This is a genomic window from Neobacillus canaveralius (genome assembly GCF_047237705.1).
In the GTDB taxonomy this organism is placed as follows: Bacteria; Bacillota; Bacilli; order Bacillales; family Cytobacillaceae; genus Neobacillus; species Neobacillus niacini_K.
On sequence record NZ_JBDFLL010000001.1, the window covers coordinates 3,906,044 to 3,927,058 of the forward strand.

Here is a 21,015-nt window from a genome sequence, read left to right on the forward strand (position 1 = left end):
GGGTTTTGTCCCAGCCTCTTTTAATTTATTGTTTCAGTCCTATTACACCTACAATAATTAAGCAGGAATAGAAATGATAAACGTAGTTCCTTTCCCTTTTTCACTCTGTACTTCAATCTTTCCATTTATTTTATTGATTATACTATAAACCATCAACATGCCAAGTCCTGTTCCTTGATTCTTTGTGGAATAATAGGGTCTTCCTAATTGAAACACTTCATTCTTCGTCATGCCGACACCAGTATCTTTAATTCTTTCTAATCTAATAGGAAATGCCATACATAAAACCATGGAAATGGATGATAGGAGTGTAAGAAAGTATTGATTATAAGTATGGAACCTATTTTCAAAGAAAATTAGAAAAGTTAAAACCGGAAATAGTAGAAAAAGGAAATTTAAAAGCAATGATTCTATCAAAGTGAAACTCCCTTCGTAAGAGTTTTAAACATATAAAATATTATTTTACTACAATATTGGAATTTTATACATATCTGTAGTTCTTTTTTAACTAACTGAAATTCCTTCACTCTTCAATATTAACCCTTCTATCTTATATTTTTTTTTAGCCCCTAAAAATATTTAATCATAATAAAGTTATTACTGGAAAAAATAATATTGATTAGAAATTTTTTCTCGAATAGGGGGTTGACTATGTCTGGTAACAATCACAATCATATAATTCCACTTAGCGAGAATGTAGATGAAAATATTAAAAAACTGGAGATGGCACTTGGAAATAGTGATGATTTATCCATTAGAAGACTCCATGTTTCCACTAAAAATGTAGTCATTATCCATATTGAAGGCATCGTGGATGAACAAAGTATTACTGAAAATGTGATCAGACCGATTATACAACTTAATGGAGAAGCCCATTCCTTTAAAACTGCAGAAGACTTAGTAGACAAAATGGTTCAAATTATTTCTGTAGCCTCTATCGAATTTATATTTAATTGGTCAGAGCTTTTAGAGAGTATTTTGGCTGGAGATACAGTTATCTTGATAGATGATTCCTCAAGATCAATCACTTTAGGTACAAAGAAAATTCAATCCCGTGCTATTACGGAGCCGTCTACCCAAACCGTTATTAAAGGTCCGAAAGATAGCTTTACAGAGAATATTAGTACAAACATATCATTGCTTCGCTCTAGAATCCAAAACGCTAAATTAAGGCTCAAATTAACAAAAGTAGGAAGTGTAACAAAAACAGATGTAGCGATTATGTACATTGAGGGAATTGCAGATCACAACATAGTCTTAGAAGCGATGTCTCGGATAAAAAGAATTAATATAGACAGCATACTTGAAGCCAATTATATTGAAGAAGCCATTCGAGACAACAAGAAGACAATATTCCCTCATATGCAAAGTTCTGAAAGGCCTGATACAGTTGCTGCGAATTTATTAGAAGGCAAAATTGCTATTATTATCCAAGGAACACCATTTGTCTTAATTTTACCCATATATTTCATTCAGCTTTTTCAATCACCAGAAGATTATTATGAAAACAATGTATTCAGTTCATTTTTGAGGTTGATTCGGATGGGCGCTTTTCTTTTGAATATGTATGCTTCTGCCATTTATTTAGCTTTAATTACCCACCATCAAGGATTAATCCCAACTACATTAATGGTCACATTAATGGCACAGAGAGAAAGGGTTCCTTTTCCGGTCATTATTGAATTATTACTGATGGAACTTGCGTTTGAAATATTAAGAGAGGCTGGCGTTCGTATGCCTAGAGCAATTGGTCCAGCCGTTTCCATTGTTGGAGCACTTATCTTAGGTCAAGCAGCTGTCGAAGCAGGATTTGTTTCTGCCGCGATTGTTATCATCGTAGCCACATCTGCCATTAATAGCTTTACACTTCCAAACACTAATATTGTCAATGTTGCCAGAGGGTTACGGTTTCTATTAATTTTATCGTCTGCTTTTATTGGTTTTTATGGAATTTTATTATTTACGTTATGTATGTTAGTCCATCTTTGCAGTTTACGGTCTTTTGGTGTTCCCTATTTCGCTCCTTTCGCACCTTTCAGAAAGAGTGATAATAAAGATAGCCTGGTTCGGTTTCCAGTTTCTTCTTTGTTTATGAATAAATCTGATGACAAATAACACGAGTGTATTGAAGTAGGAGCCAAAAATGAGAAAAATTCACATACTACTATTTATCATGATATTGCTCACTGGCTGTTCCAATTACAGAGAGTTAAATCAATTAGGCCTTGTCATTGCCATGGGGATAGATGTGGCGCAGGATATAGATAATGGATATCGGGTTACGTTTCAAGTGATTAACCCAAGTCAATTGTCTCCGACTGGGACTCCTACAGGGATACCAGTTTCTAACTATACGGCAGAAGCAGAGACATTAGTAGATGCGTATCGAAGAGCATCTACCATTATTCCGAGATATAACGATGTTTCACACCTATCACTGGTCGTCATTAGTGAAGAGCTGGCACGAAAAGGAACAGGTTTGATATTTGACGCATTTGAACGAGTTAAAACAGCAAAATCCACTTTTCCCGTTTTTATTGCAAGAGGAACTTCAGCAGAAAATGTACTCGGGGTAGTTGAACCACTTGAATCAAATCCAACAAAAAGTGTTAGAAGTACCAGTGAAAACAATCAAAAAGTTTATGGTATTTCAAAAATTACGCCCTTACATGAAGTCATTGCTACTCTTTCAAGTGAAGGTAAGGACCTGCTATTACCAGGGATTGAACTAAATAAAAAACTAACATCCAAGAACCAAAATGACAATTTAAATAATATTAAACCATCTGTTGTTAAAGTTAGTGGTTTAGCGATATTTAAAAAAGATAAATTGGTAAACTGGTATGATGGAGAAATGGCTCGAACCACCCATTTAGTTTTATCAGAAATAGAGAGTACAACTTTTCCTATACCCTGTGGAAAAAAGAAGATGACACTTGTTTCTAAAAGAAGTAAAGGTACAATAAAAACCCTTTTAAAGCCTATTCCCACTTTACAAGTCAACATAGCAATAAACACTGAAATATATGAAATGAATTGTACTAAAGATCTAACTGACACAAAAGTGTTAACAGATATTGAGAAGGTTTTAGAAAAAGAAATAATAAGACAAGTACAGCGTACCATTCAAATCTCACAGGGTACAGGAACTGATGTGTTTGGATTTGGATCCACACTATCAAAAGAAAATCCTCGTTATTGGAAAAAACACAAAAAAGAGTGGAACACCATTTTCAGCAAGGCAAAAGTGGAGGTTAACGTAAAAGCTTCTATTAATGATTCAGGCCTTGTAACGGATCCATATGAACCTAAATAATAACAAAGAGGTAAACAGCTATGTCTAATGTGAAAATTGATGGATATCAACTTTTCTGCTTAATCGTCCTTTTTTTGTTTGGGACCACCATTTTTTTAGATATTGGCAGCGGAGCAAAACAAGATGCCTGGATCCTAACCCTTATCTCACCTTTTACTGGATTAATTTTATTCACGATATACTATCAACTTCATAAGAGGTTTCCTACTCTTCCCCTGACAGAATATGTAAGGAAAATTTGGGGTAAGTTCCTAGGAAGTATCATTAGTTATTTATATATTATTTATTTTATTTATATCGCATCAAGAGTTTTACGTGATATTGAAGAAATACTAATTAATTCTGCTTATTACAAAACTTCAATCACGGTTGTTGGTATTTGTATGATGTTTACCTTAATCTACACTGTAAATATCGGGTTTGAAGTATTCGCAAGGGTAGCATGTATTTGCTTTTTATTTATTGGTCTTACTTTATTTATTATAAATATTATGTTTATCATAACTGATTTAATCCATTTCGAAAATCTAAAACCAATCCTTGCAGATGGATGGAAACCAATCATTAAAGCACTACCGTTAAATGTAACCGTTCCTTATGGGGAATTAATTACACTTTCAATGATCTTCCCCTATATGAATAAACAAACAAAAATATTGAAGACGGGAATGATGGCAGTACTATTTGCAGGAATATATTTTACCTTAAACATTCTTTTATTAATTTGTGTACTAGGAATTGACGTCTTATCAAGATCTTCATTTCCGGCACTTAAAGCTGCCAGCTTTATAGATATTGCAGGATTTATTCAACGTTTAGATTCTTTTGTTATCATTTTAGTTGTGTTCTTAGGATTTATTAAAATAACCATGTTTTTCTTTTGTGCAGTCATTGGAGTGAGCACTCTTTTTAAAATAAAATCAAGTGCACTATCCACGTATTTAATAGGGGGAATTATATTACTATCGTCCATTATGATAGCACCTAGTTACCAAAGGCACTTGGACGAAGGACTAAAAATCGTTCCGTACATGCTTCATATTCCTTTACAAATAGTTATCCCCCTTTTATTACTATTCACTGTCTTAATAAAGGGGAAAATAAAAAATGTGATGCCGTGAAATTTTGATGAAGTTATTTCCTTCTTCGGATTTGACTCAAAATTAACAGAACCAATATTATAAAACAAATCAAAATTAGAAATATATCTTCTCCTTTAGCTACCTTTAATAATTTGCTAATACTAAACCAAGCTTCGTACAAATCATGACCTTGTACTATGTCTATAAGGACAATTAGAGCAAGTGTACTTAATAATATAAAAATTAGAATTCCTGCTGTAAGCACATCAATCACCCACAAGCCCTATTTTTGTATTTCAACTAGTATCCTTTACTATAATTAACAAGATTTTTTATTCATAACCATAAATATCATACAGAATAATTAATAGGCCCTTTTCAGAAAGCAATGTTTTGGTTATTCATACAATTACGTTGCTTTTTCCTATTTAAAGGCAATACATATGAGCATAATATTGTTGATGATTGTCAAAGGTATTCATTCTCTTAATCTAAAATAATAAGATTGACAAAATTAAAATGAGCACCTTATACTTTAATTGTTAACCAATACATAAAAATAGTTAACAAAATATATAGGGGGGATATAATGTTTAAGTCACAGTATCAATTAAAAATGTGGATTTTGAGTGCTTTATTTGCTGCCATTATAGGAATTTTGGCTCAAGTTACAGTTCCATTGCCACTTGTTCCGATTACAGGGCAAACACTTGCAGTTGGTTTAGCAGCGACAATTTTAGGGTCTAGATATGGCACTTTTGCCGTTATTATATATGCCCTAATTGGAGGTATAGGTATTCCCGTTTTTAGTGAAATGTCAGGTGGACTTGGGGTAATTGTTGGTCCTACCGGAGGTTATATTGTTGGATTCATTCCTGCAGCATTTTTAATTGGTGTTATCTTAGAAAAAATGGGCTTCACTGTCATGAAAGCTATGATTGCTAATACAATTGGTATGCTTGTTACCTTGATCTTTGGGACAGTTTGGTTGAAATTTGCGGTTGATATGACGTGGACTGCTGCATTTGCTTCTGGAGTTTTACCATTTATTATCGTTGGTTTAATTAAAGCATTTTTAGCCTCATGGATTGGAATCACGGTCTATAAAAGGCTTGTAACAGCAAATCTGTTAACTTCCCCACATCAGGTATCTAGTTAAATAAATAAAAATGCCAATACAAAGGCGAGGTTAATGTACAATCGTACAATAACCTCGCTTTTTAATTTATTAAGACCCTTCATTTGCAGGGTAATGTAGTTGGAACATATTGTTCATTAATATTTAGAGTTTTCTATATTAATATAGTACTTATATACATCTATTTTGAGGAGGATTTTATGCTTAAAAAAATAATTCCAACTATTGTTTCCTGCTCAATTGTGCTGACCGGTATTTTTTCCGTTTCTACATTAGCTCCAATAGAAGCGACTGCTTCTTCCTATAATGAACTGGCAGAACGTCCATTTATGGGATGGAGCAGCTGGAGTTCCATACGAAAAAAGCCGACAGAGGAAAACATTAAAGCAGCTGCAGATGTGTTGGCATTAAAATTCAAGTCCCACGGGTATCAATATGTTAATCTTGATGATTATTATATGCTCGATTGGAGGACTACCGTTGATGATTATGGCAGGTGGGCGGTTGACCCTAAGAAATTTCCTAACGGGATGAAAGCACTTGGGGACTATATTCATAATAAGGGATTGAAGTTCGGCCACTATGTAACACTTGGTATACCAAAAGCAGCGGTAGATCGAAACACACCCATTGAAGGTACACCGTATCATGCGAAGGATATCGTGGACTTTAGCAAAGGGCAAAAGAAAAATTTCAATTATGATGAAATGTATGCCATTGATTTTTCAAAGCCTGGGGCGCAGGAGTTTATTGATTCATGGGCAAGGCTTTTCGAATCGTATGGCATAGATTACCTTAAAATAGATGGTGTCCGAAACCAGGATATAGCCGATGTAAAGGCATGGGCAAAGGCACTCGAGAAAACAGGCAGACCAATACATGTTGAGTTGTCCAATAACCTCGATATCAAACACATTTCTACCTGGAAACAATTATCAAATGGTTGGCGTACAGACCATGATGTGGAGGCTTACGGGACACCCTACCTTGCTTCTTGGAAAAAGGTAACGAGAAGATTTGATGATGTCGCAGAGTGGCAGCCTCATGCAGGTCCTGGCGGCTGGAATGATTTAGACTCACTAAATGTGGCAAATGGCAGCAAGGATGGATTAACAAAGGAGGAGAAAATTTCATATGTTTCCCTATGGGCGATAGCAGCGTCTCAATTTGTCATTGGAAATGACCTGACAAAGCTGGATGATTTCGGACTAAGTCTATTAACCAATGATGCGATTCTAGGTGTCAATCAGAGTGGTGTTGCGGGGAAGCGATTATATAAAAAGGGTGACACTCAAGTGTTTTACCAAAGCCTTCCCGATGGTTCCTATAATATAGCCCTTTTTAATACTGGCGCAGATACGCATAATGTTAGTGTTAAATGGGAGGATTTGGGGATTGAGGGATCAGCATTCGTGCGTGATTTATGGAGTCATCAAGATTTAGGACGTACCGAAGAAGGCTTCACTGCTAAGCTATCCACCCATGCTTCACGTATGATCAAAGTGATACCAGCTTCAGCGCTGACTGTCTCCCCTGAAAGTGGAGCAACTGGATTAAACCCTTCCAAGGTCACATTAAACTGGAAGGCAAGTTCCGAGTCCTACAGCTATCACGTTCAGGTGGCAACAGATCCAAGTTTTAATAAAATTGTTGTTGATTCAACCGTCTCTCGTCCAACTGCAGAAGTAAAGAACCTTGATAAAGACACCCTTTATTACTGGAAAGTTTCCACATTATCAGGAGAAACCGAAAAACAGATTGGAATTTATTCCTTCTATACTGAATTAACCAAAGTTCCAAACAAGGTGGAGTGGGTGTTGGCCGACAGGAAAAATAATGATTCTGTTTCACTCAGATGGAATCCTACACTTGAGGCAGAATCCTATACGGTCTATCGAAAAGAAGTTAATATCCTTGGTTTAAGCAGCGACTACACACCTATCGCAACAGATATACTAGACCCAAATTATATAGATAATAGCGCTAAGCTAAAAAGTGGCGTCACCTATTCTTATAAAGTAACAGCAGCGAACAAAATAGGTGAAAGTAAAATGTCCATAGAAGGATATTCAGATGATCAATCCTCTGTAAAGATGACAGCTCTTCTCATTGTTTCATTTACCTTAGGAGCAGTAGCAATTATTTTTATTATTGCTAGATTCAAATCGAAATCTACTAAAAAAGCAGAATTTGCAAATAAGCGTGCTTCCTAGTCCAATTTTATCTAAATGTTTGCTTACCAAATGGAGGTGCTCTCTTTTAAATCGAAGGGTGCCCCTCCATTTTGTTTAATTAGCTAAATTTTAATATATCTACACTACTCCATTAGATGATGATACCCCACTGCAACAAACTCCCAATCGTGTAAAAAGTATGACCATAAGTTGGGACGGCGCCTAACTGCCAGCGGGTGGTAAGCCACTGTGGTTTGATAGCCTTGAACATTGTGCCATGTTCCCCGTAATGCTTTTACATCTGCTTCCGGATTTCGAAAAAAGGACTGAACAGCCACATTTCCTAAGCATAGAATAAGTTTGGGCTTTTTTTGTACAATTTGTTGTTCTAAATGAATCATACAGATTTGGCGTACCTCTTCCTTGTCATATTCACGTACTGGCCTTCTTTTAAGGATATATGTCACGTACAGGTCGTCCTTTTTCAAACCCGCTTCATTTGCCGCTTGTTGTAATGTTTGTCTCGTTCCGCAAACAACTGAATTTCCCGCACGGTCTTCCCTGTCTCCAGGATTGTCTAGAATCACCATGATTGGTGCTTCCGGATTTCCTTCACCCCAGACCATAGGTGACCCGTGCTGATAAAGACCACATTCACGGCAATTTTCAAGGTGACATGGGGTCGGTTCCTCTGGCCATAATTCAGGACCAAATGTAGACATACCTTCCATCTCCTGATACTGTTTTTCATTCTTATTCTTTCCAATAATAAATCACGTACTCAACTTGTTTTCTAGCTACTATATTTACCGCGTAATAAACGATATCTTTATATTTCATTTCTCGTATCGGATTTTTACTAACATTGTGCAAATCTCTCATAACTGCTATATCTGGGATGGTAAATGCCACTAAAATAATCGCCTTATTTCCATTAATCCCCCAAGTACCTCTCGAACCTAAAACTAGAGGCAAGGGTTTATTACATTTCTGAAGATAATTATAAACCCACTCTTGTTCGCTTAAATTTTTATTAACCATTAAGTCCTCACCTAATAGTGTGAAAAAAACAGCCAATATAAATTGGCTGCTTCCTTAACGATCAAGTCCCTTTTTAGTCTTACCCACATTATCATTTGGAGAATCACCAGTACCATTCTTGCTTTTGCTATTAGGTGTTCCATAAATTTGATTATCCGCAGTTACTTTTGCTCCTGTTAGGAAATCATCTTTAGTTTTCTTCATGTCATCATCTCCTTTAGTAAATCAGTTATATTATCTATAGAGTGTAAAAGAAATATTCAGAAGTGCTAAATCTATTATTTATAGTTGAAATTATGGTTTAATTAGTAAGGAACTAACATAGAGGAGCTATTTAGATGAATCAGGAATTTCTTTATATTATTATCATCATTGCATTTGGGTATCTGTTAAAACGTTTAAATATTTTACAAGAAAAAGATGGAGAAGTTATTTCAAAAATTATTTTTAAAATTACCTTGCCCGCTTTGGTTCTTGTAACATTCGATTCCGTAAAGATAGAAACGTCTTTAATACTTTTACCCGTAATTGTACTCGTTTATGGAATTATAACAGCATTTTTGGGCTTATTCTTGTTTAAAAATGAGGAGAGAGAACTAAAGGGTTCACTTTTAATGCTATCTTCTGGGTTTAATGTAGGCTTATTTGCATTTCCTTTAGTTTATGCGATTTGGGGAATAGATGGCTTAACTTATTTTAGTATGTTTGATGTAGGGACATCCTTTGTAGTCTTTGGAATTAGTTTTATTTTGGGCAGTTATTTTTCTGAAGAAGGTCTGCGGCTGAACCCAATGGAAATTCTCAAAAAACTGGGCAAGTCTATTCCATTAATGACCTACCTTATTGCAAGTATTTTAAATCTTACCCATATCCAATTACCAGACTTCATCATTAATGTTGCAGATAAAATCTCTGGAGCAAATATGCCATTGTCTTTATTGCTATTAGGACTGTTTTTAAATTTCAAATTTGATAAACAATTTATGAAGCCTATGGCGAAATTTTTGGCTTTCCGATATGGTTTAGGTCTTATCGTCGGTTTAGTCTTATACTTTATCCTACCCTTTGACACCATGTTTCGATATACCATTCTGATTGGACTGTTACTGCCAGTAGCAGCATCCGCTCTAACTTTTGCAGTTGAATTTAAATATAGTACCAACAGCACTCGTTTCATTGCCACAATGTCAAATATAACTATTTTAGTTAGTATCGTTATTTTATATATCTTTGCAAACTTTATTTAATAAGACTTAAACCCACTAGGTTAAAACTTAGTGGGTTTAAAATTTTTCTAAAAATTGATTTTTTGAAATTTGGGGAAATTAATACTGGAGGTTATGAAAATGATTGTTTACCATGGATCTATCAGTAATTTTCAAAGTTTTAATAAAGAAACCGTCGTTCAAAATTTAAGTAACGATATCAATACGATTGGATTTTGGTTTACTTCTGATATGAATTCAGCAAAACCTTTTGCAATTGGTTCTGAGACAGTGATTGAAAATTCAAAGAGTGAGTTCTGGGAGAACGGAGAACCAAAGATAGTTCAATACGAAAGACCTGTTAGCGGCTATATCTATAAAGTGTATATAGATGAACCGAATTTAAAAATTTACGAATCTACGACAGAAGAAGCTTTTGATCTGTTTATGAGGGAACGTGACTTATATTGTGATTACTTAGGCTCCAAAAAAAGAAATGTTACGTGGAATGATACTGCTATCCTTTTAAATAAAGAAGAAGCCAATACAGAATTTCGTAAGAGCCTTATGAAACAGGGATACGAAGGCTTATTAATAAGAAAGGCGCTCATCCTTAATATAATTACAGATTTGTACTGCATTTTTTCTGAGGACTCGCTGCTTATTACAGAAGTCTTTCCTTTAGAAGTATTAAACAATTAATTGAGGACGGACCCCACTTGAGTCCGTCCATTATCAGTTTAGTACCTTAAAGACTTTTTGCGTTAAATGTGTCTCCACCCTCTAAGGTTCCACTTTTGAATCCTTTATTAAACCATTTCTCCCTCTGCTCAGAGGTTCCATGTGTAAAGCTATCAGGTACAACATAGCCTTGTGCTTTTTTCTGGATAGTATCATCCCCTACAGCATGCGCTGCATTAAGTGCCTCTTCTAGGTCACCTTTTTCAAGGTATCCTTTCCCTTTTGCATAGTGGGCCCAAACACCGGCTAAGTAGTCCGCCTGCAATTCAAATCGAACTGAAAACTCATTGGTCCGCTTCTCGGCTGTTGAAGCATCATCTCCACTATGTAAAAGGGTCTGGACATGGTGCCCTACCTCATGGGCAATTACATACGCCATCGCAAAATCACCAGGTGCTTGGAATCTTTGCTTTAATTCCTGATAAAAACTTAAATCAATATAAAGTTTGTGGTCACCGGGACAATAGAAAGGTCCAACAGCTGAATTGGCCGCTCCACAAGCCGACTGAACGCTATCCCTGAACAAAACCAGCTTTGGATTTTCGTATACCATGCCTCTCTTCTCGAATTCAGCGGACCATACATCTTCTGTATCAGCAAGAACTACAGAAACAAAGTCTGCCAATTCCTCCTCTTGTGTGGATACATTCATAGGAGCGTTTTGGTACGAACCATTTGAGGTTGGAGTATTGTTCAATAAATCTCCTGGGTTGCCTCCGAGCAGTGCAAAGAGGAGAATGACTACAATACTTCCAATCCCTCCTCCTACCACCGTTTTTCCACCCATGCCCATCCCTCTGCGGTCCTCAACGTTTGAACTTTGCCGTCTTCCTTTCCAAAGCATTATGATATCCCCCTAAAGTATTAATGATGAATAGTGTTTCCCCTTTTTTTATCTTTATTAAACAAACAACAAATGGTTCATTGACGCAAAAAAGTGCTCAGGAAATCGATTTTCCTGAACACTTTAGCAGCAATTATTGTTTTTATTCCTTAAGTCGAGGTTTCGCAGGATCACAATTTGGCGGTTCGACGTTTGCCGATTCTGCTAATTTCATTAGATAATAACATTCTTCCCGGTACATATGATCAGCCATTAATGGTGCAAATGTTCCCAACGCTTGATTGCTAAGTTCTAATTCTTCTAGTTCCGTTAAAAAGTTTTGAAATAATTTAATTTCTAATTGTGCGTCATTCGTCATTTTTGTCAAAGCTGGAAATTCAGTTAAATTCGTTCTTAAATATCCTGCCAGCTCTACTGCTTTTAGATAAAACCCTTCAAAATCCTTTTTAAATGTCTTACTTTTCTTCCTTAGTTGTTTTTCAACACCATCTAAATTTGTATATATAGCGTCTGAATGGCCAGCCGCATCTAATAACCATAAAAGGTGATGATGAAGTTCATGATAAACGGGTGGGACTTTGCCCTCTTTTAAATAACTTAAAACCCTTACATATTCTTCCAACTCATTGACCATATGATTAATAAAAGTAGGTGAAAGATGAATTTTAATTTTTCCGACAAGGTGTTTTCTAATTAAGTCTAACTTGAATTCCCGTAATTTTAGTACCTCCTGCTCTACTTGAGCTGCTAGCTGTGTCAGCGGAGAGGATTTTGCACGTTCTAATAGTGTATCAAAAATGGTTATAAAATTTGCGGCCTGCTCAATCTCAACCTTTTGAATGGGGGCAAGAGCTTCAAAAATAAACCTAGAATGATCACCTAATATTTGAAGCCAAAAACGATGTTCAAATCTGGCTGACCTTTCAAAAACGTCATTCATGTCCATTCCTCCTAGAAAAAAATACCACATTAATGTGATATTTATTCTATTAAGGCACGTCTTATGAACATCGGAGTTTTGAGGACACGCAAAAGAAGCGCTTCAACAAACTTCTCACAACGAAGTAGGTCCTGTTCTTGCGGCCGAAGTTCTACCTTCAAGGTCGCAGCTAAATTTGTGTGAACGTATAGCATGTCCCGAAATTGATCAACGGCCCCGCAATACATCGGATAGAAGCTATCTCCTGTCCCAAATACAGCAGTGGTTATGTCTTTTCTACCAATTGATTCAAACGTATTATAGAGTTGCCTCATTTCCTTTGGGATGTCACCATTACCCCATGTGTACGTTCCGATAGCTATTGCGTCATAATAACATAAGTCAGAGATGGAAAACTCTTCTATACTATAAAAAGATAACTCGACTGACTTCATTAACAAGATTTGATACAGTTCTTCAGCCAATTCTTTCGTGTTTCCAGATACCGACGCGTAAACAATCGCTACTGATAATTTAGAGTTCGTCAAATCCATTGGACTGTGAGACCTTTGAATAGGTTCTGGACTTTTGTTCAAAGAAATCCGATTTTGTCTCATTCATCATTTCATCTCCAAATATTTGAATCCACGGCATCGGATTGCTTCTTTCTTCATAAAGATTTTTCAGGCCAAGCTGACGTAATCGTTTATTTGCTAAATATTCTACATATCCATCAAATTCTTCTAAATCGATTCCTTTGATTTCAGCTAAAATATAGTGAGCCCACTCTTTTTCCAGCTCAACCGCTTCGTTAATGGTTTGATAGATATAGTTGATATTTCCATCTGTATGAAGCTCAGGATTTTCTGTTAAAAGGATTCGAATGAATTGAGCAATAAAGTAGGCATGCTGCATTTCATCCCGTTGAATATAACTAATCATCGTACTTGTTTTCAGCATTTTTTGCTGTCGTGCTAAATGGTAGAAAAAAGCAAAACCAGCGTAAAAATAAATACCTTCTAGGTTGATGGAATTTACACATAACCTAAATAATGATTGTGGCGTTGGATTTTCTCTAAATTCCTCATACGCATCTAAGATAAGTTGATTTCGTTTTTGTACAATGTGATCACTTTTCGCTTGATTAAAGCGTTCATTTTGTTCGCCAATCGGAACAAGCGAGCTTAGTATATAAGAATATGATTCATTGTGAACAGCCTCTTGTTGTGAAATAACGGCAAAGATTGCTTTAAAACTAGAGTCACTCACATAATCCATTACTTGACTCATTGTTGGTGTCTGCAAGCTATCAAGTGAAGCTAGCTGCGTATTAATACGCAGAAACACATCTTTTTCTTGTTTACTTAAGAGATCCCATTGTTTTATATCATCCTGCATATTAATTTCCTGCGGTTTCCAAAAATTTGATAAAAGAGTTTGATATAAGTCGTACATTTTTGGATAGGCAATATCATTCCAATTAAGAATTCCAGATGACTTTCCATTTATGATCCCAGTTGATTTGTTTGGAAATTCAGGATTTAATAATTTTATTTTGGTTAATGGTGTGTGAATCATTAAATAAACCTCCTCGATTCTTCTCTACTAGCTTTGACATGCTTCACATTCTTCTATCTCAGTTTGTGAAGTGCTTCTTATGTAATAGGTGGTTTTTAAGCCTTGCCTCCATGCTTCCCTATGAAGATTTAATAACTCTACCGCTTTAATATCATGACGAACATAGAGATTGAAACTAATCGATTGATCAATATGGCGCTGCCTGGCAGCGTTTTGCCTAATACTCCAAGTCTGATCTAACACATGCCTTGTTCGACGATAATAGTTGTAACTGTTATGGTCCAAATCAGGCGCCGTTACTTTAAATTTAAAATTTTTCTTCTCCTCTGCGTATTCGACAGCATACAAAGGATCGATCCCATCGGTGGAACCACCAATCTTTGCAGTGGATGAATTTGGAGCAATCGCCATCATCCAGCCATTTCGAACCCCATTCTTTGAAATCTCCTCCTTCAATTGGTTCCATCGCTCAGATTTATACCCTTTCCGTTCAAAATACTTTCCTGATTGCCATTCTGAACCTTCAAATTTTCCGTAGCTGCCTTTTTCCTTAGCCAATACCATTGAAGAACGAATCGTAAGGTAAGCAATATCCTCATATAGTCGGTCTGCATAATCAACTGCTTCATCAGACTCCCAATAGATGCCTTCTAACGCAAGAAGGTGATGCCAGCCAAACGTACCTAATCCTACAGGGCGATAGTGCTTATTTGTCACTTCCGCTTGTCCAACTGAAATGGTATTAAGATCAATGACATTGTCTAGCATTCTCATTTGAATAGGAATTAATCTTTCTAGTACATTCCCTTTTACTGCTTTCGGCAGATTAATTGATGATAGATTACAGACAACAAAGTCCCCGGGTTTACGAACAATGACAATATTTCCTTCTTCATCCTTATATTCTTTAACAATGGTTGTGGCAGACATATTTTGCGTAATCTCTGTACACAAATTACTGCAAAAAATCGTCGCACGTCCATATCCTCTTGCATGCTTGTTTGGATTTTGACGATTGACCTCATCCCGATAAAACATATACGGCGTACCGGTTTCTAATTGAGAAATCATAATCCTCGCCATAATATCCATTGCCCGATAAGTTTTTCGAGGAAGAAACGGATGGTTTACTGCTTCTTCATACTTTTCTGTAAAAAACTTCTCATCACACTCGTCATAAAAGTCCTCCAAACCAAGGGTATTACCGTTTTGATCCTTCCACCCCATAATTTGTTTTACTTGATGTGGACAAAAGGTATGCCATTCTCCAATACTTCTACCGCTTTCATCTACCTCTTCTAATTTCTTCATAAACAAGTCTGGTATTGAAACACCTGTAAAAAGATCATGAGCCTTTCGTCTTTCGTCACCGTTATTTGTTTTTAAGTCTAAAAACCCATTCATAATATCTTTATGAAAAACATCTAAATAAACGGCGATTGCTCCCTGCCTTTGGCCCAATTGATCGACACTCACAGCCGTATCATTAATAAGACGAATCCATGGCACCACCCCAGAGGAATTACCTTTAAATCTCTTAATATCTGAACCTAAGGCGCGTACCTTGCCTAGATAGACACCTAGACCGCCGCCATCCTTGCTTAATCTAGCAATGTCCCAATTATTTAAATAGATTCCATCTAAAGAATCGTCTACTGTATCTATAAAACAGGAAGATAGCTGTCCAAAGCTTTTTCCGGCATTTGATAGAGTTGGTGTAGCAACGGTCATATATAAGTTACTAAGTGCCCAGTATGCCTCTTTTACCAGGTTTATCCGGTTTCCCTCTTGTTCTTTTCTCATCAATGTCATGGCGATGATCATAAAGCGCTCTTGAGGTAACTCGTACAGTTTCCCGTCATAATCTTTTGCCAAATAACGATCTGCTAGTAAAAACAACCCTATATAATTAAACAAATGGTCCCGTTCTGACGTTATTTCTGCACCTAATAGTTCAATCTCTTCTTTTGAATAGTCCTGTAAAAGATCCCCAGAATAGATTCCTATTTTGGTTAATTCAGCAATTAGAGTGTAAAAATCTCCGTATTTTTCTTCAGGCTTGTATCCCCTGCTGCTTGACGCATTTTGATAAAGTTCCTGTAAATAAAGATTTGCTGCCAGAAAGGTCCAGTTTGGGTCGGTCATTGAAATTTGATTTAAGGCATAAAAAAGGGATTGTTCATATATTGATGAATCTTCAAGACTAGCAACCTTTTCAGCTAATTCTGTTGTGTCCAGTTTATATTTTTCGGAAGCTCTTTTTATTGCTGCCAAAACAGATTCCTTTTCTGAAAAAATACTTTTTACTTCCATACAAAGTTCCTCATTTCTTTTCGTAATGACTTCGTGAGTGAAACGACAAAAAAACCCATCATTGAAGATGGGTTTGATAACGTGGAATAATCTATAATACAGGCTCATTCACTGTAATAGTAGGATACCCTCGTTATATCTTCCCAGCTCCCGAAGAAGATAATACGTAATAGAAATGGCAGGTCTCCTGACTTGTGCTTCTCCCTACTCTAATCCCTTCCCGTCCAAAGACAGTGGATATGATTATTTCGTCAGCACTTACAGTTGCGGGTACAGTTCTGGTTTCTCACCAGATTCCCTATTAAGTCCATACAGACACCATTCATATTGGTCATTATCTATATTTAGTGTTTAATTTCAAAATCAATACTAAATATTGTATAGCTCCAAATATAATATACTATTCTCACTTTGACAATAACAAAATTAATTCTCAGAAAATTATGTACGAATGATTTTTTATGTGATATATTAAGTGGCAATTACATATCGTGTAAGATTTGGTGCCAAGCTTATGCTTGGCTTAAAAGGGAAGAACGGTGCAAGTCCGTCGCTGTCCCGCAACTGTAATTCGGAGTGAATCACAATTACCACTGTCTATGATGGGAAGGTGTGAGGAGCATTGATGATAAGCCAGGAGACCTGCCAATGTCTAGTACACACCAGATACCTACGTGGAAATAGGTGGTGACATTCATTTGTACGACAAACGAGTTAAGAGCAGTATTGTTTTTTTTAACATACCTTTAACTTGATTGTATAGCCATTTCCTATATACGGAGATGGCTTTTTTGTATTTGGAAATATGTAAAGAAAAAGGAGGAATCGTAAATGAATTTAGCTAGTACAGCCATTGGCTACCCATACATTGGCGGAAATCGAGAATGGAAACGATGTGTTGAATCGTTTTGGAAGGATGATAAATCGGAGGAACAGTTTATCTTTGAAATGAAAACCATTCGCTTAAATCATTTGAAACATCAGCAATCATTAGGATTAGACATAATCACGGTTGGAGACTTTACTTTTTATGATCGTATGCTGGACCTTGCGACCATGTTCGGTTTAATTCCAGCCCGTTATAAGTGGACAGGCGAAAAGGTAAATCTTAAGACTTATTACGCAATGGCACGTGGAGCAAATGATGTAGTGGCTTCTGAGATGACTAAATGGTTTAATACAAATTACCACTACATTGTGCCTGAATATGAAGACCAACCACTAAAATTAACTCAAAACTACATTTTAGATTATTTTTTAGAAGCGAAGTTCGAACTAGGTCTAATTACAAAGCCAACTATTATTGGTCCCTACACTTTTGTTCAATTATCTAAAGGCTACGATTCGATATCAAAAGCAGCTTTTATTTTAAGACTCTTGCCTCTTTATGCTCAAGTACTCCAACAACTTGTAGATGCAGGAGCACAGTGGATTCAAGTGGAAGAACCAGCATTAGTTCTTTCACTTCCACCGGAAGATATTAAACTGGTTCAACAAATATATAAACAATTAGCTGAAGAAGTACCTGCAGCAAAACTGATGTTACAAACCTATTTTGAAGGTCTTTCAGCGTATGCAGAGCTCATCCAATTGCCCGTCGCAGGTGTCGGTCTTGATTTTGTTCATGGTGCAGATGAGAATATGGCTTCACTCCGTAAATACGGTTTCCCACAAGATAAGGTATTAGGGATTGGAATCATAAATGGGCGTGATATTTGGCGTGCAAGTTTAGCTGAAAAAGCAATGATGACCAAAGCTATTTTATCCTTAAGCGGCGTAAATGAAGCCTGGGTTCAATCCTCTTGCAGTTTACAGCATGTACCTGTTACAACAAAATCTGAAAAGACTCTAGATCTGACATTACTAAATGCCTTATCCTTTGCGGATGAAAAAATCATCGAGTTAACTCATATAACATCCTTTGTTTCAGATGAGAAATGGTCAGGAAGTAAAAATGTGTCACAAAGTATAGTGGCAATTCAAGCCTTAGAGCAGCACGAGGTGAGGAAAAATCCACGTGTCAAAGAGCTTTTATTACAAGTTAGACAAGAGCATTTTACACGTCCAATGCGATTTCAAGAACGTCAATCTTTACAGCAAGAGGCGTTACAATTACCGGATTTTCCAACAACCACGATTGGAAGCTTCCCACAATCAAAACAAGTAAAAAGAACTCGTACCGCATGGCGTAAAAAAGAAATTACCGACTCACAATATGCTGAGTTTTTGAAAAGTGAAACGGCCCGCTGGATTCAAATTCAGGAAGAAATTGGCCTTGATGTGTTCGTGCATGGTGAATTTGAGCGAACCGATATGGTGGAGTACTTTGGTGAAAAGTTGAAAGGATTTGCTTTTACAGAAAAAGCCTGGGTGGTATCATATGGGTCACGTTGTGTGAAACCGCCTATTATTTATGGTGACGTCGAGTGGATATCGCCAATGACAGTAAAGGAAGTTGTAGAAGCACAGCAATTAACATCAAAATATGTTAAAGGAATGTTAACAGGCCCTGTCACCATCTTAAATTGGTCTTTTGTCCGTGATGATCTTTCTCGTGAACAGGTAGCCAACCAAATTGCTTTAGCGTTAAAGGAAGAAATTCAAGCATTAGAAAGTGCTGGCATTGCCATTATTCAGGTGGACGAACCCGCTTTACGTGAAGGCTTGCCACTTAGGAAAGAGGATTGGAACGAATATTTGTCATGGGCCGTAAATGCATTTAAACTCGCCACTTCTAGTGTCAGAAATGAAACACAAATTCATACGCATATGTGCTATTGCGAGTTTAATAACTTTATAGAGCCGATTCGGGCCCTTGACGCAGATGTAATATCGATTGAAATGTCTAGAAGTCATGGGGAGTTGCTTCAATCACTAAAGCAAAATCCATATGAACTTGGTATCGGTTTAGGTGTGTATGATATACACAGCCCACGTGTTCCAAGTGTAGAAGAAATCGACACCATCTTAAAAGACAGCTTAGAGCTTATTTCAAAAGAACAGTTTTGGGTCAATCCGGATTGTGGGTTAAAGACTCGTCATGAAGACGAAACTATTGCTTCGTTAAAAAACATGGTCACAGCTGCACGAAAGCTTCGTCAACAGCAAGAACAAACCGTGTAATAAATTCCCATAAAAGAAGATGTAAGTTGAAAAATACTTACATCTTCCCTTTTATATGGCTATTCGAATAGTTTCCCTTTACTGATAATAAGTTTCCTTTACTCCAAAAAGTCTGCTAACAACTCCTCATATATTTCATTGTATTTCTTAGCTGATTGAAACCAACTATGATCTTGAGTCATCGCATTTTCGATTAAGCGATTCCAGGAATCATTTTGATGATAAAAATCTAATGCTCTTTTAACGGTATGCAGCATATCATGGGCGTTCAGATTCTTGAATGAAAAACCATTACCCATACCTGTTGACTCATCATACGATTGAACGGTATCATTTAATCCACCAGTTTCTCTAACAATGGGGATGGTTCCATACTGCAACGCAATGAGCTGCCCTAATCCACATGGCTCAAACTGCGAAGGCATTAAAAACAAATCGGCGCCTGCATAAATTTTGTGGGCTAACGCCTCATTAAAGCCAATGTAAACCTTCACTTTATCTGGGTATTGTCGGATCATTTGATTAAAGAAGTTTTCATAATAAGTATCTCCAGAACCGAGAACGATGAATTGAACATTATCCTCCATCATTTCGTGAAATACATGGAGTACTAAGTCTAATCCTTTTTGCGCTGTTAAGCGTGTTACCATTGCTATTATCGGTGTGTCTTCTACCTCTGGCAGTCCGAAATATTGTTGTAAATCTTTCTTGTTTTCTGATTTTCCCTCGATGGTATCAAGATCATAAGAAACAGCGATGTCAGGGTCTACTCTTGGATTGTAAACAGTATCATCGATTCCATTTACAATTCCTATGAGCTTATCGCTGTGCTTTCGTAATAGTCCATCTAGCCTCTCACCATAATAGGGAAATTGAATTTCCTCTTTATAGGTTGGACTGACAGTTGTTACTCTATCAGATGAAATAATACCACCTTTCATAAAGTTAACATTCCCATAAAATTCGAGCTGTTCCATGTTAAAATATTGAGGATCTAATCGTAACAGTTCACTAATTTTCTCAAATGGGAAGATACCCTGGAATTGCAAATTGTGAATGGTAAATACTGTTTTTATTTTTGAATAGATTGGATGATGACGATACTGGAACTTTAATAAAAAATTCACCATGGCTGTATGCCAGTCATGAGAATGAATCACATCTGGAATAAAACCCAGATGTGGTATACACTCAAGAACAGCCTTAGAGAAAAACGAGAATCGTTCTCCATCATCATCGTGTCCGTACAATGTATTCCTATGAAAATAATATTCGTTATCGATGAAATGATAGGTAATCCCATCCTGCTCCGTGGTAAAAATTCCGCAGTATTGACTTTGCGGACCTAATGGAACTTCAATTGATTTATTAAATTGAAAGGATTGTCTAAACTTTTCAGCAATTATACTGTAATTGGGTAAAATAACATGCACTTCTGTACCCAACTTTTTTAACTCTTTAGGAAGTGCGCCCGCTACGTCCGCTAGACCACCCGTTTTCACAAACGGTACACACTCAGATACCGCAAATAAAACTTTCAT

The 21,015-nt window shown here is 36.5% G+C and carries 19 protein-coding genes and 2 riboswitches; of the genes, 8 read left to right on the forward strand and 11 right to left on the reverse strand.

Annotation, left to right across the window (positions count from 1 at the left end; translation table 11 throughout):
* Nucleotides 1-57: 57 nt before the first annotated feature.
* Nucleotides 58-291 carry an ATP-binding protein gene (locus ABC255_RS19505; protein WP_412998593.1) on the reverse strand — a complete coding sequence of 78 codons (234 nt, stop codon included), beginning with the start codon at nt 289-291 and terminating at the stop codon, nt 58-60.
* Between the two features lie 360 nt (nt 292-651).
* On the opposite strand from ABC255_RS19505, the gene ABC255_RS19510 reads away from it, so the two are divergent.
* The 3 genes from ABC255_RS19510 to ABC255_RS19520 are packed head-to-tail and all read left to right on the forward strand — an operon-like array spanning nt 652 to nt 4,437.
* On the forward strand, nt 652-2,115 hold the full coding sequence (locus ABC255_RS19510; protein WP_412996116.1) for a spore germination protein: 1,464 nt from the start codon (nt 652-654) through the stop codon (nt 2,113-2,115).
* 28 nt (nt 2,116-2,143) lie between these two features.
* Entirely contained in the window at nt 2,144-3,316 is a 1,173-nt protein-coding gene (locus ABC255_RS19515; RefSeq protein ID WP_412996118.1) for a Ger(x)C family spore germination protein, read from the forward strand.
* Nucleotides 3,317-3,336: 20 nt separating this feature from the next.
* Nucleotides 3,337-4,437, forward strand: a complete 1,101-nt coding sequence (locus tag ABC255_RS19520; protein WP_412996120.1) for a GerAB/ArcD/ProY family transporter — start codon at nt 3,337-3,339, stop codon at nt 4,435-4,437.
* Nucleotides 4,438-4,450: 13 nt separating this feature from the next.
* Here the strand turns inward: ABC255_RS19520 and ABC255_RS29700 are convergent, their stop codons facing one another.
* Nucleotides 4,451-4,672, reverse strand: a complete 222-nt coding sequence (locus ABC255_RS29700; protein ID WP_487247426.1) for a YczF family membrane protein — start codon at nt 4,670-4,672, stop codon at nt 4,451-4,453.
* Between the two features lie 315 nt (nt 4,673-4,987).
* On the opposite strand from ABC255_RS29700, the gene ABC255_RS19525 reads away from it, so the two are divergent.
* Nucleotides 4,988-5,557, forward strand: coding sequence for a biotin transporter BioY (locus tag ABC255_RS19525; protein ID WP_412996122.1), 570 nt, complete (start codon nt 4,988-4,990; stop codon nt 5,555-5,557).
* A gap of 179 nt (nt 5,558-5,736) precedes the next feature.
* On the forward strand, nt 5,737-7,749 hold the full coding sequence (locus ABC255_RS19530; protein ID WP_412996124.1) for an alpha-galactosidase: 2,013 nt from the start codon (nt 5,737-5,739) through the stop codon (nt 7,747-7,749).
* Nucleotides 7,750-7,853: 104 nt separating this feature from the next.
* Here the strand turns inward: ABC255_RS19530 and ABC255_RS19535 are convergent, their stop codons facing one another.
* The 3 genes from ABC255_RS19535 to ABC255_RS19545 are packed head-to-tail and all read right to left on the reverse strand — an operon-like array spanning nt 7,854 to nt 8,955.
* A complete protein-coding gene (locus tag ABC255_RS19535) occupies nt 7,854-8,432 on the reverse strand; it encodes a uracil-DNA glycosylase (RefSeq protein ID WP_412996126.1) in 579 nt (192 codons plus the stop codon).
* A gap of 31 nt (nt 8,433-8,463) precedes the next feature.
* Entirely contained in the window at nt 8,464-8,751 is a 288-nt protein-coding gene (locus ABC255_RS19540; protein WP_412996128.1) for a hypothetical protein, read from the reverse strand.
* A 54-nt stretch (nt 8,752-8,805) separates the two neighbouring features.
* Nucleotides 8,806-8,955: a hypothetical protein gene (locus ABC255_RS19545; protein ID WP_412996130.1), complete on the reverse strand. Its 150-nt coding sequence runs from the start codon at nt 8,953-8,955 to the stop codon at nt 8,806-8,808.
* Nucleotides 8,956-9,089: 134 nt separating this feature from the next.
* On the opposite strand from ABC255_RS19545, the gene ABC255_RS19550 reads away from it, so the two are divergent.
* Entirely contained in the window at nt 9,090-9,998 is a 909-nt protein-coding gene (locus ABC255_RS19550; protein ID WP_412996132.1) for an AEC family transporter, read from the forward strand.
* Nucleotides 9,999-10,097: 99 nt separating this feature from the next.
* Nucleotides 10,098-10,658, forward strand: coding sequence for a hypothetical protein (locus tag ABC255_RS19555; RefSeq protein ID WP_412996133.1), 561 nt, complete (start codon nt 10,098-10,100; stop codon nt 10,656-10,658).
* Between the two features lie 46 nt (nt 10,659-10,704).
* On the opposite strand, the gene ypfJ is transcribed toward ABC255_RS19555, so the two are convergent.
* From ypfJ to ABC255_RS19580, 5 genes are all read right to left on the reverse strand, one after another.
* Nucleotides 10,705-11,541, reverse strand: a complete 837-nt coding sequence (ypfJ, locus tag ABC255_RS19560; RefSeq protein ID WP_412996135.1) for a KPN_02809 family neutral zinc metallopeptidase — start codon at nt 11,539-11,541, stop codon at nt 10,705-10,707.
* A gap of 142 nt (nt 11,542-11,683) precedes the next feature.
* A complete protein-coding gene (locus ABC255_RS19565; RefSeq protein WP_412996137.1) occupies nt 11,684-12,481 on the reverse strand; it encodes a DUF2935 domain-containing protein in 798 nt (265 codons plus the stop codon).
* Nucleotides 12,482-12,522: 41 nt separating this feature from the next.
* Nucleotides 12,523-13,014 carry a flavodoxin domain-containing protein gene (locus ABC255_RS19570; RefSeq protein ID WP_412996139.1) on the reverse strand — a complete coding sequence of 164 codons (492 nt, stop codon included), beginning with the start codon at nt 13,012-13,014 and terminating at the stop codon, nt 12,523-12,525.
* A complete protein-coding gene (locus ABC255_RS19575; protein WP_412996141.1) occupies nt 12,995-14,038 on the reverse strand; it encodes a ribonucleotide-diphosphate reductase subunit beta in 1,044 nt (347 codons plus the stop codon). The genes ABC255_RS19570 and ABC255_RS19575 overlap by 20 nt, the downstream gene beginning before the upstream one ends.
* Nucleotides 14,039-14,065: 27 nt before the next feature.
* A complete protein-coding gene (locus ABC255_RS19580) occupies nt 14,066-16,378 on the reverse strand; it encodes a ribonucleoside-diphosphate reductase subunit alpha (protein ID WP_412998594.1) in 2,313 nt (770 codons plus the stop codon).
* Between the two features lie 133 nt (nt 16,379-16,511).
* Nucleotides 16,512-16,689, reverse strand: a riboswitch (cobalamin riboswitch).
* Between the two features lie 146 nt (nt 16,690-16,835).
* A riboswitch (cobalamin riboswitch) is annotated at nt 16,836-17,015 on the forward strand.
* Between the two features lie 167 nt (nt 17,016-17,182).
* Between ABC255_RS19580 and metE the strand changes: the two genes are divergently transcribed.
* Complete coding sequence (gene metE / locus ABC255_RS19585; protein WP_412996142.1) at nt 17,183-19,474, forward strand: 5-methyltetrahydropteroyltriglutamate--homocysteine S-methyltransferase; 2,292 nt, start codon at nt 17,183-17,185, stop codon at nt 19,472-19,474.
* A 98-nt stretch (nt 19,475-19,572) separates the two neighbouring features.
* Here the strand turns inward: metE and glgA are convergent, their stop codons facing one another.
* Nucleotides 19,573-21,015, reverse strand: coding sequence for a glycogen synthase GlgA (gene glgA / locus ABC255_RS19590; RefSeq protein WP_412996144.1), 1,443 nt, complete (start codon nt 21,013-21,015; stop codon nt 19,573-19,575).

What these genes read in the sequence shown, in the direction of transcription:
- ABC255_RS19505 (WP_412998593.1), bottom strand. Translation starts at nt 291, where the DNA reads ATGGTTTTATGTATGGCATTTCCTATTAGATTAGAAAGAATTAAAGAT.
- ABC255_RS19510 (WP_412996116.1), top strand. Translation starts at nt 652, where the DNA reads ATGTCTGGTAACAATCACAATCATATAATTCCACTTAGCGAGAATGTA.
- ABC255_RS19515 (WP_412996118.1), top strand. Translation starts at nt 2,144, where the DNA reads ATGAGAAAAATTCACATACTACTATTTATCATGATATTGCTCACTGGC.
- ABC255_RS19520 (WP_412996120.1), top strand. Translation starts at nt 3,337, where the DNA reads ATGTCTAATGTGAAAATTGATGGATATCAACTTTTCTGCTTAATCGTC.
- ABC255_RS19525 (WP_412996122.1), top strand. Translation starts at nt 4,988, where the DNA reads ATGTTTAAGTCACAGTATCAATTAAAAATGTGGATTTTGAGTGCTTTA.
- ABC255_RS19530 (WP_412996124.1), top strand. Translation starts at nt 5,737, where the DNA reads ATGCTTAAAAAAATAATTCCAACTATTGTTTCCTGCTCAATTGTGCTG.
- ABC255_RS19535 (WP_412996126.1), bottom strand. Translation starts at nt 8,432, where the DNA reads ATGTCTACATTTGGTCCTGAATTATGGCCAGAGGAACCGACCCCATGT.
- ABC255_RS19540 (WP_412996128.1), bottom strand. Translation starts at nt 8,751, where the DNA reads ATGGTTAATAAAAATTTAAGCGAACAAGAGTGGGTTTATAATTATCTT.
- ABC255_RS19545 (WP_412996130.1), bottom strand. Translation starts at nt 8,955, where the DNA reads ATGAAGAAAACTAAAGATGATTTCCTAACAGGAGCAAAAGTAACTGCG.
- ABC255_RS19550 (WP_412996132.1), top strand. Translation starts at nt 9,090, where the DNA reads ATGAATCAGGAATTTCTTTATATTATTATCATCATTGCATTTGGGTAT.
- ABC255_RS19555 (WP_412996133.1), top strand. Translation starts at nt 10,098, where the DNA reads ATGATTGTTTACCATGGATCTATCAGTAATTTTCAAAGTTTTAATAAA.
- ypfJ (WP_412996135.1), bottom strand. Translation starts at nt 11,541, where the DNA reads ATGCTTTGGAAAGGAAGACGGCAAAGTTCAAACGTTGAGGACCGCAGA.
- ABC255_RS19565 (WP_412996137.1), bottom strand. Translation starts at nt 12,481, where the DNA reads ATGAATGACGTTTTTGAAAGGTCAGCCAGATTTGAACATCGTTTTTGG.
- ABC255_RS19570 (WP_412996139.1), bottom strand. Translation starts at nt 13,014, where the DNA reads ATGGATTTGACGAACTCTAAATTATCAGTAGCGATTGTTTACGCGTCG.
- ABC255_RS19575 (WP_412996141.1), bottom strand. Translation starts at nt 14,038, where the DNA reads ATGATTCACACACCATTAACCAAAATAAAATTATTAAATCCTGAATTT.
- metE (WP_412996142.1), top strand. Translation starts at nt 17,183, where the DNA reads ATGAATTTAGCTAGTACAGCCATTGGCTACCCATACATTGGCGGAAAT.
- glgA (WP_412996144.1), bottom strand. Translation starts at nt 21,015, where the DNA reads ATGAAAGTTTTATTTGCGGTATCTGAGTGTGTACCGTTTGTGAAAACG.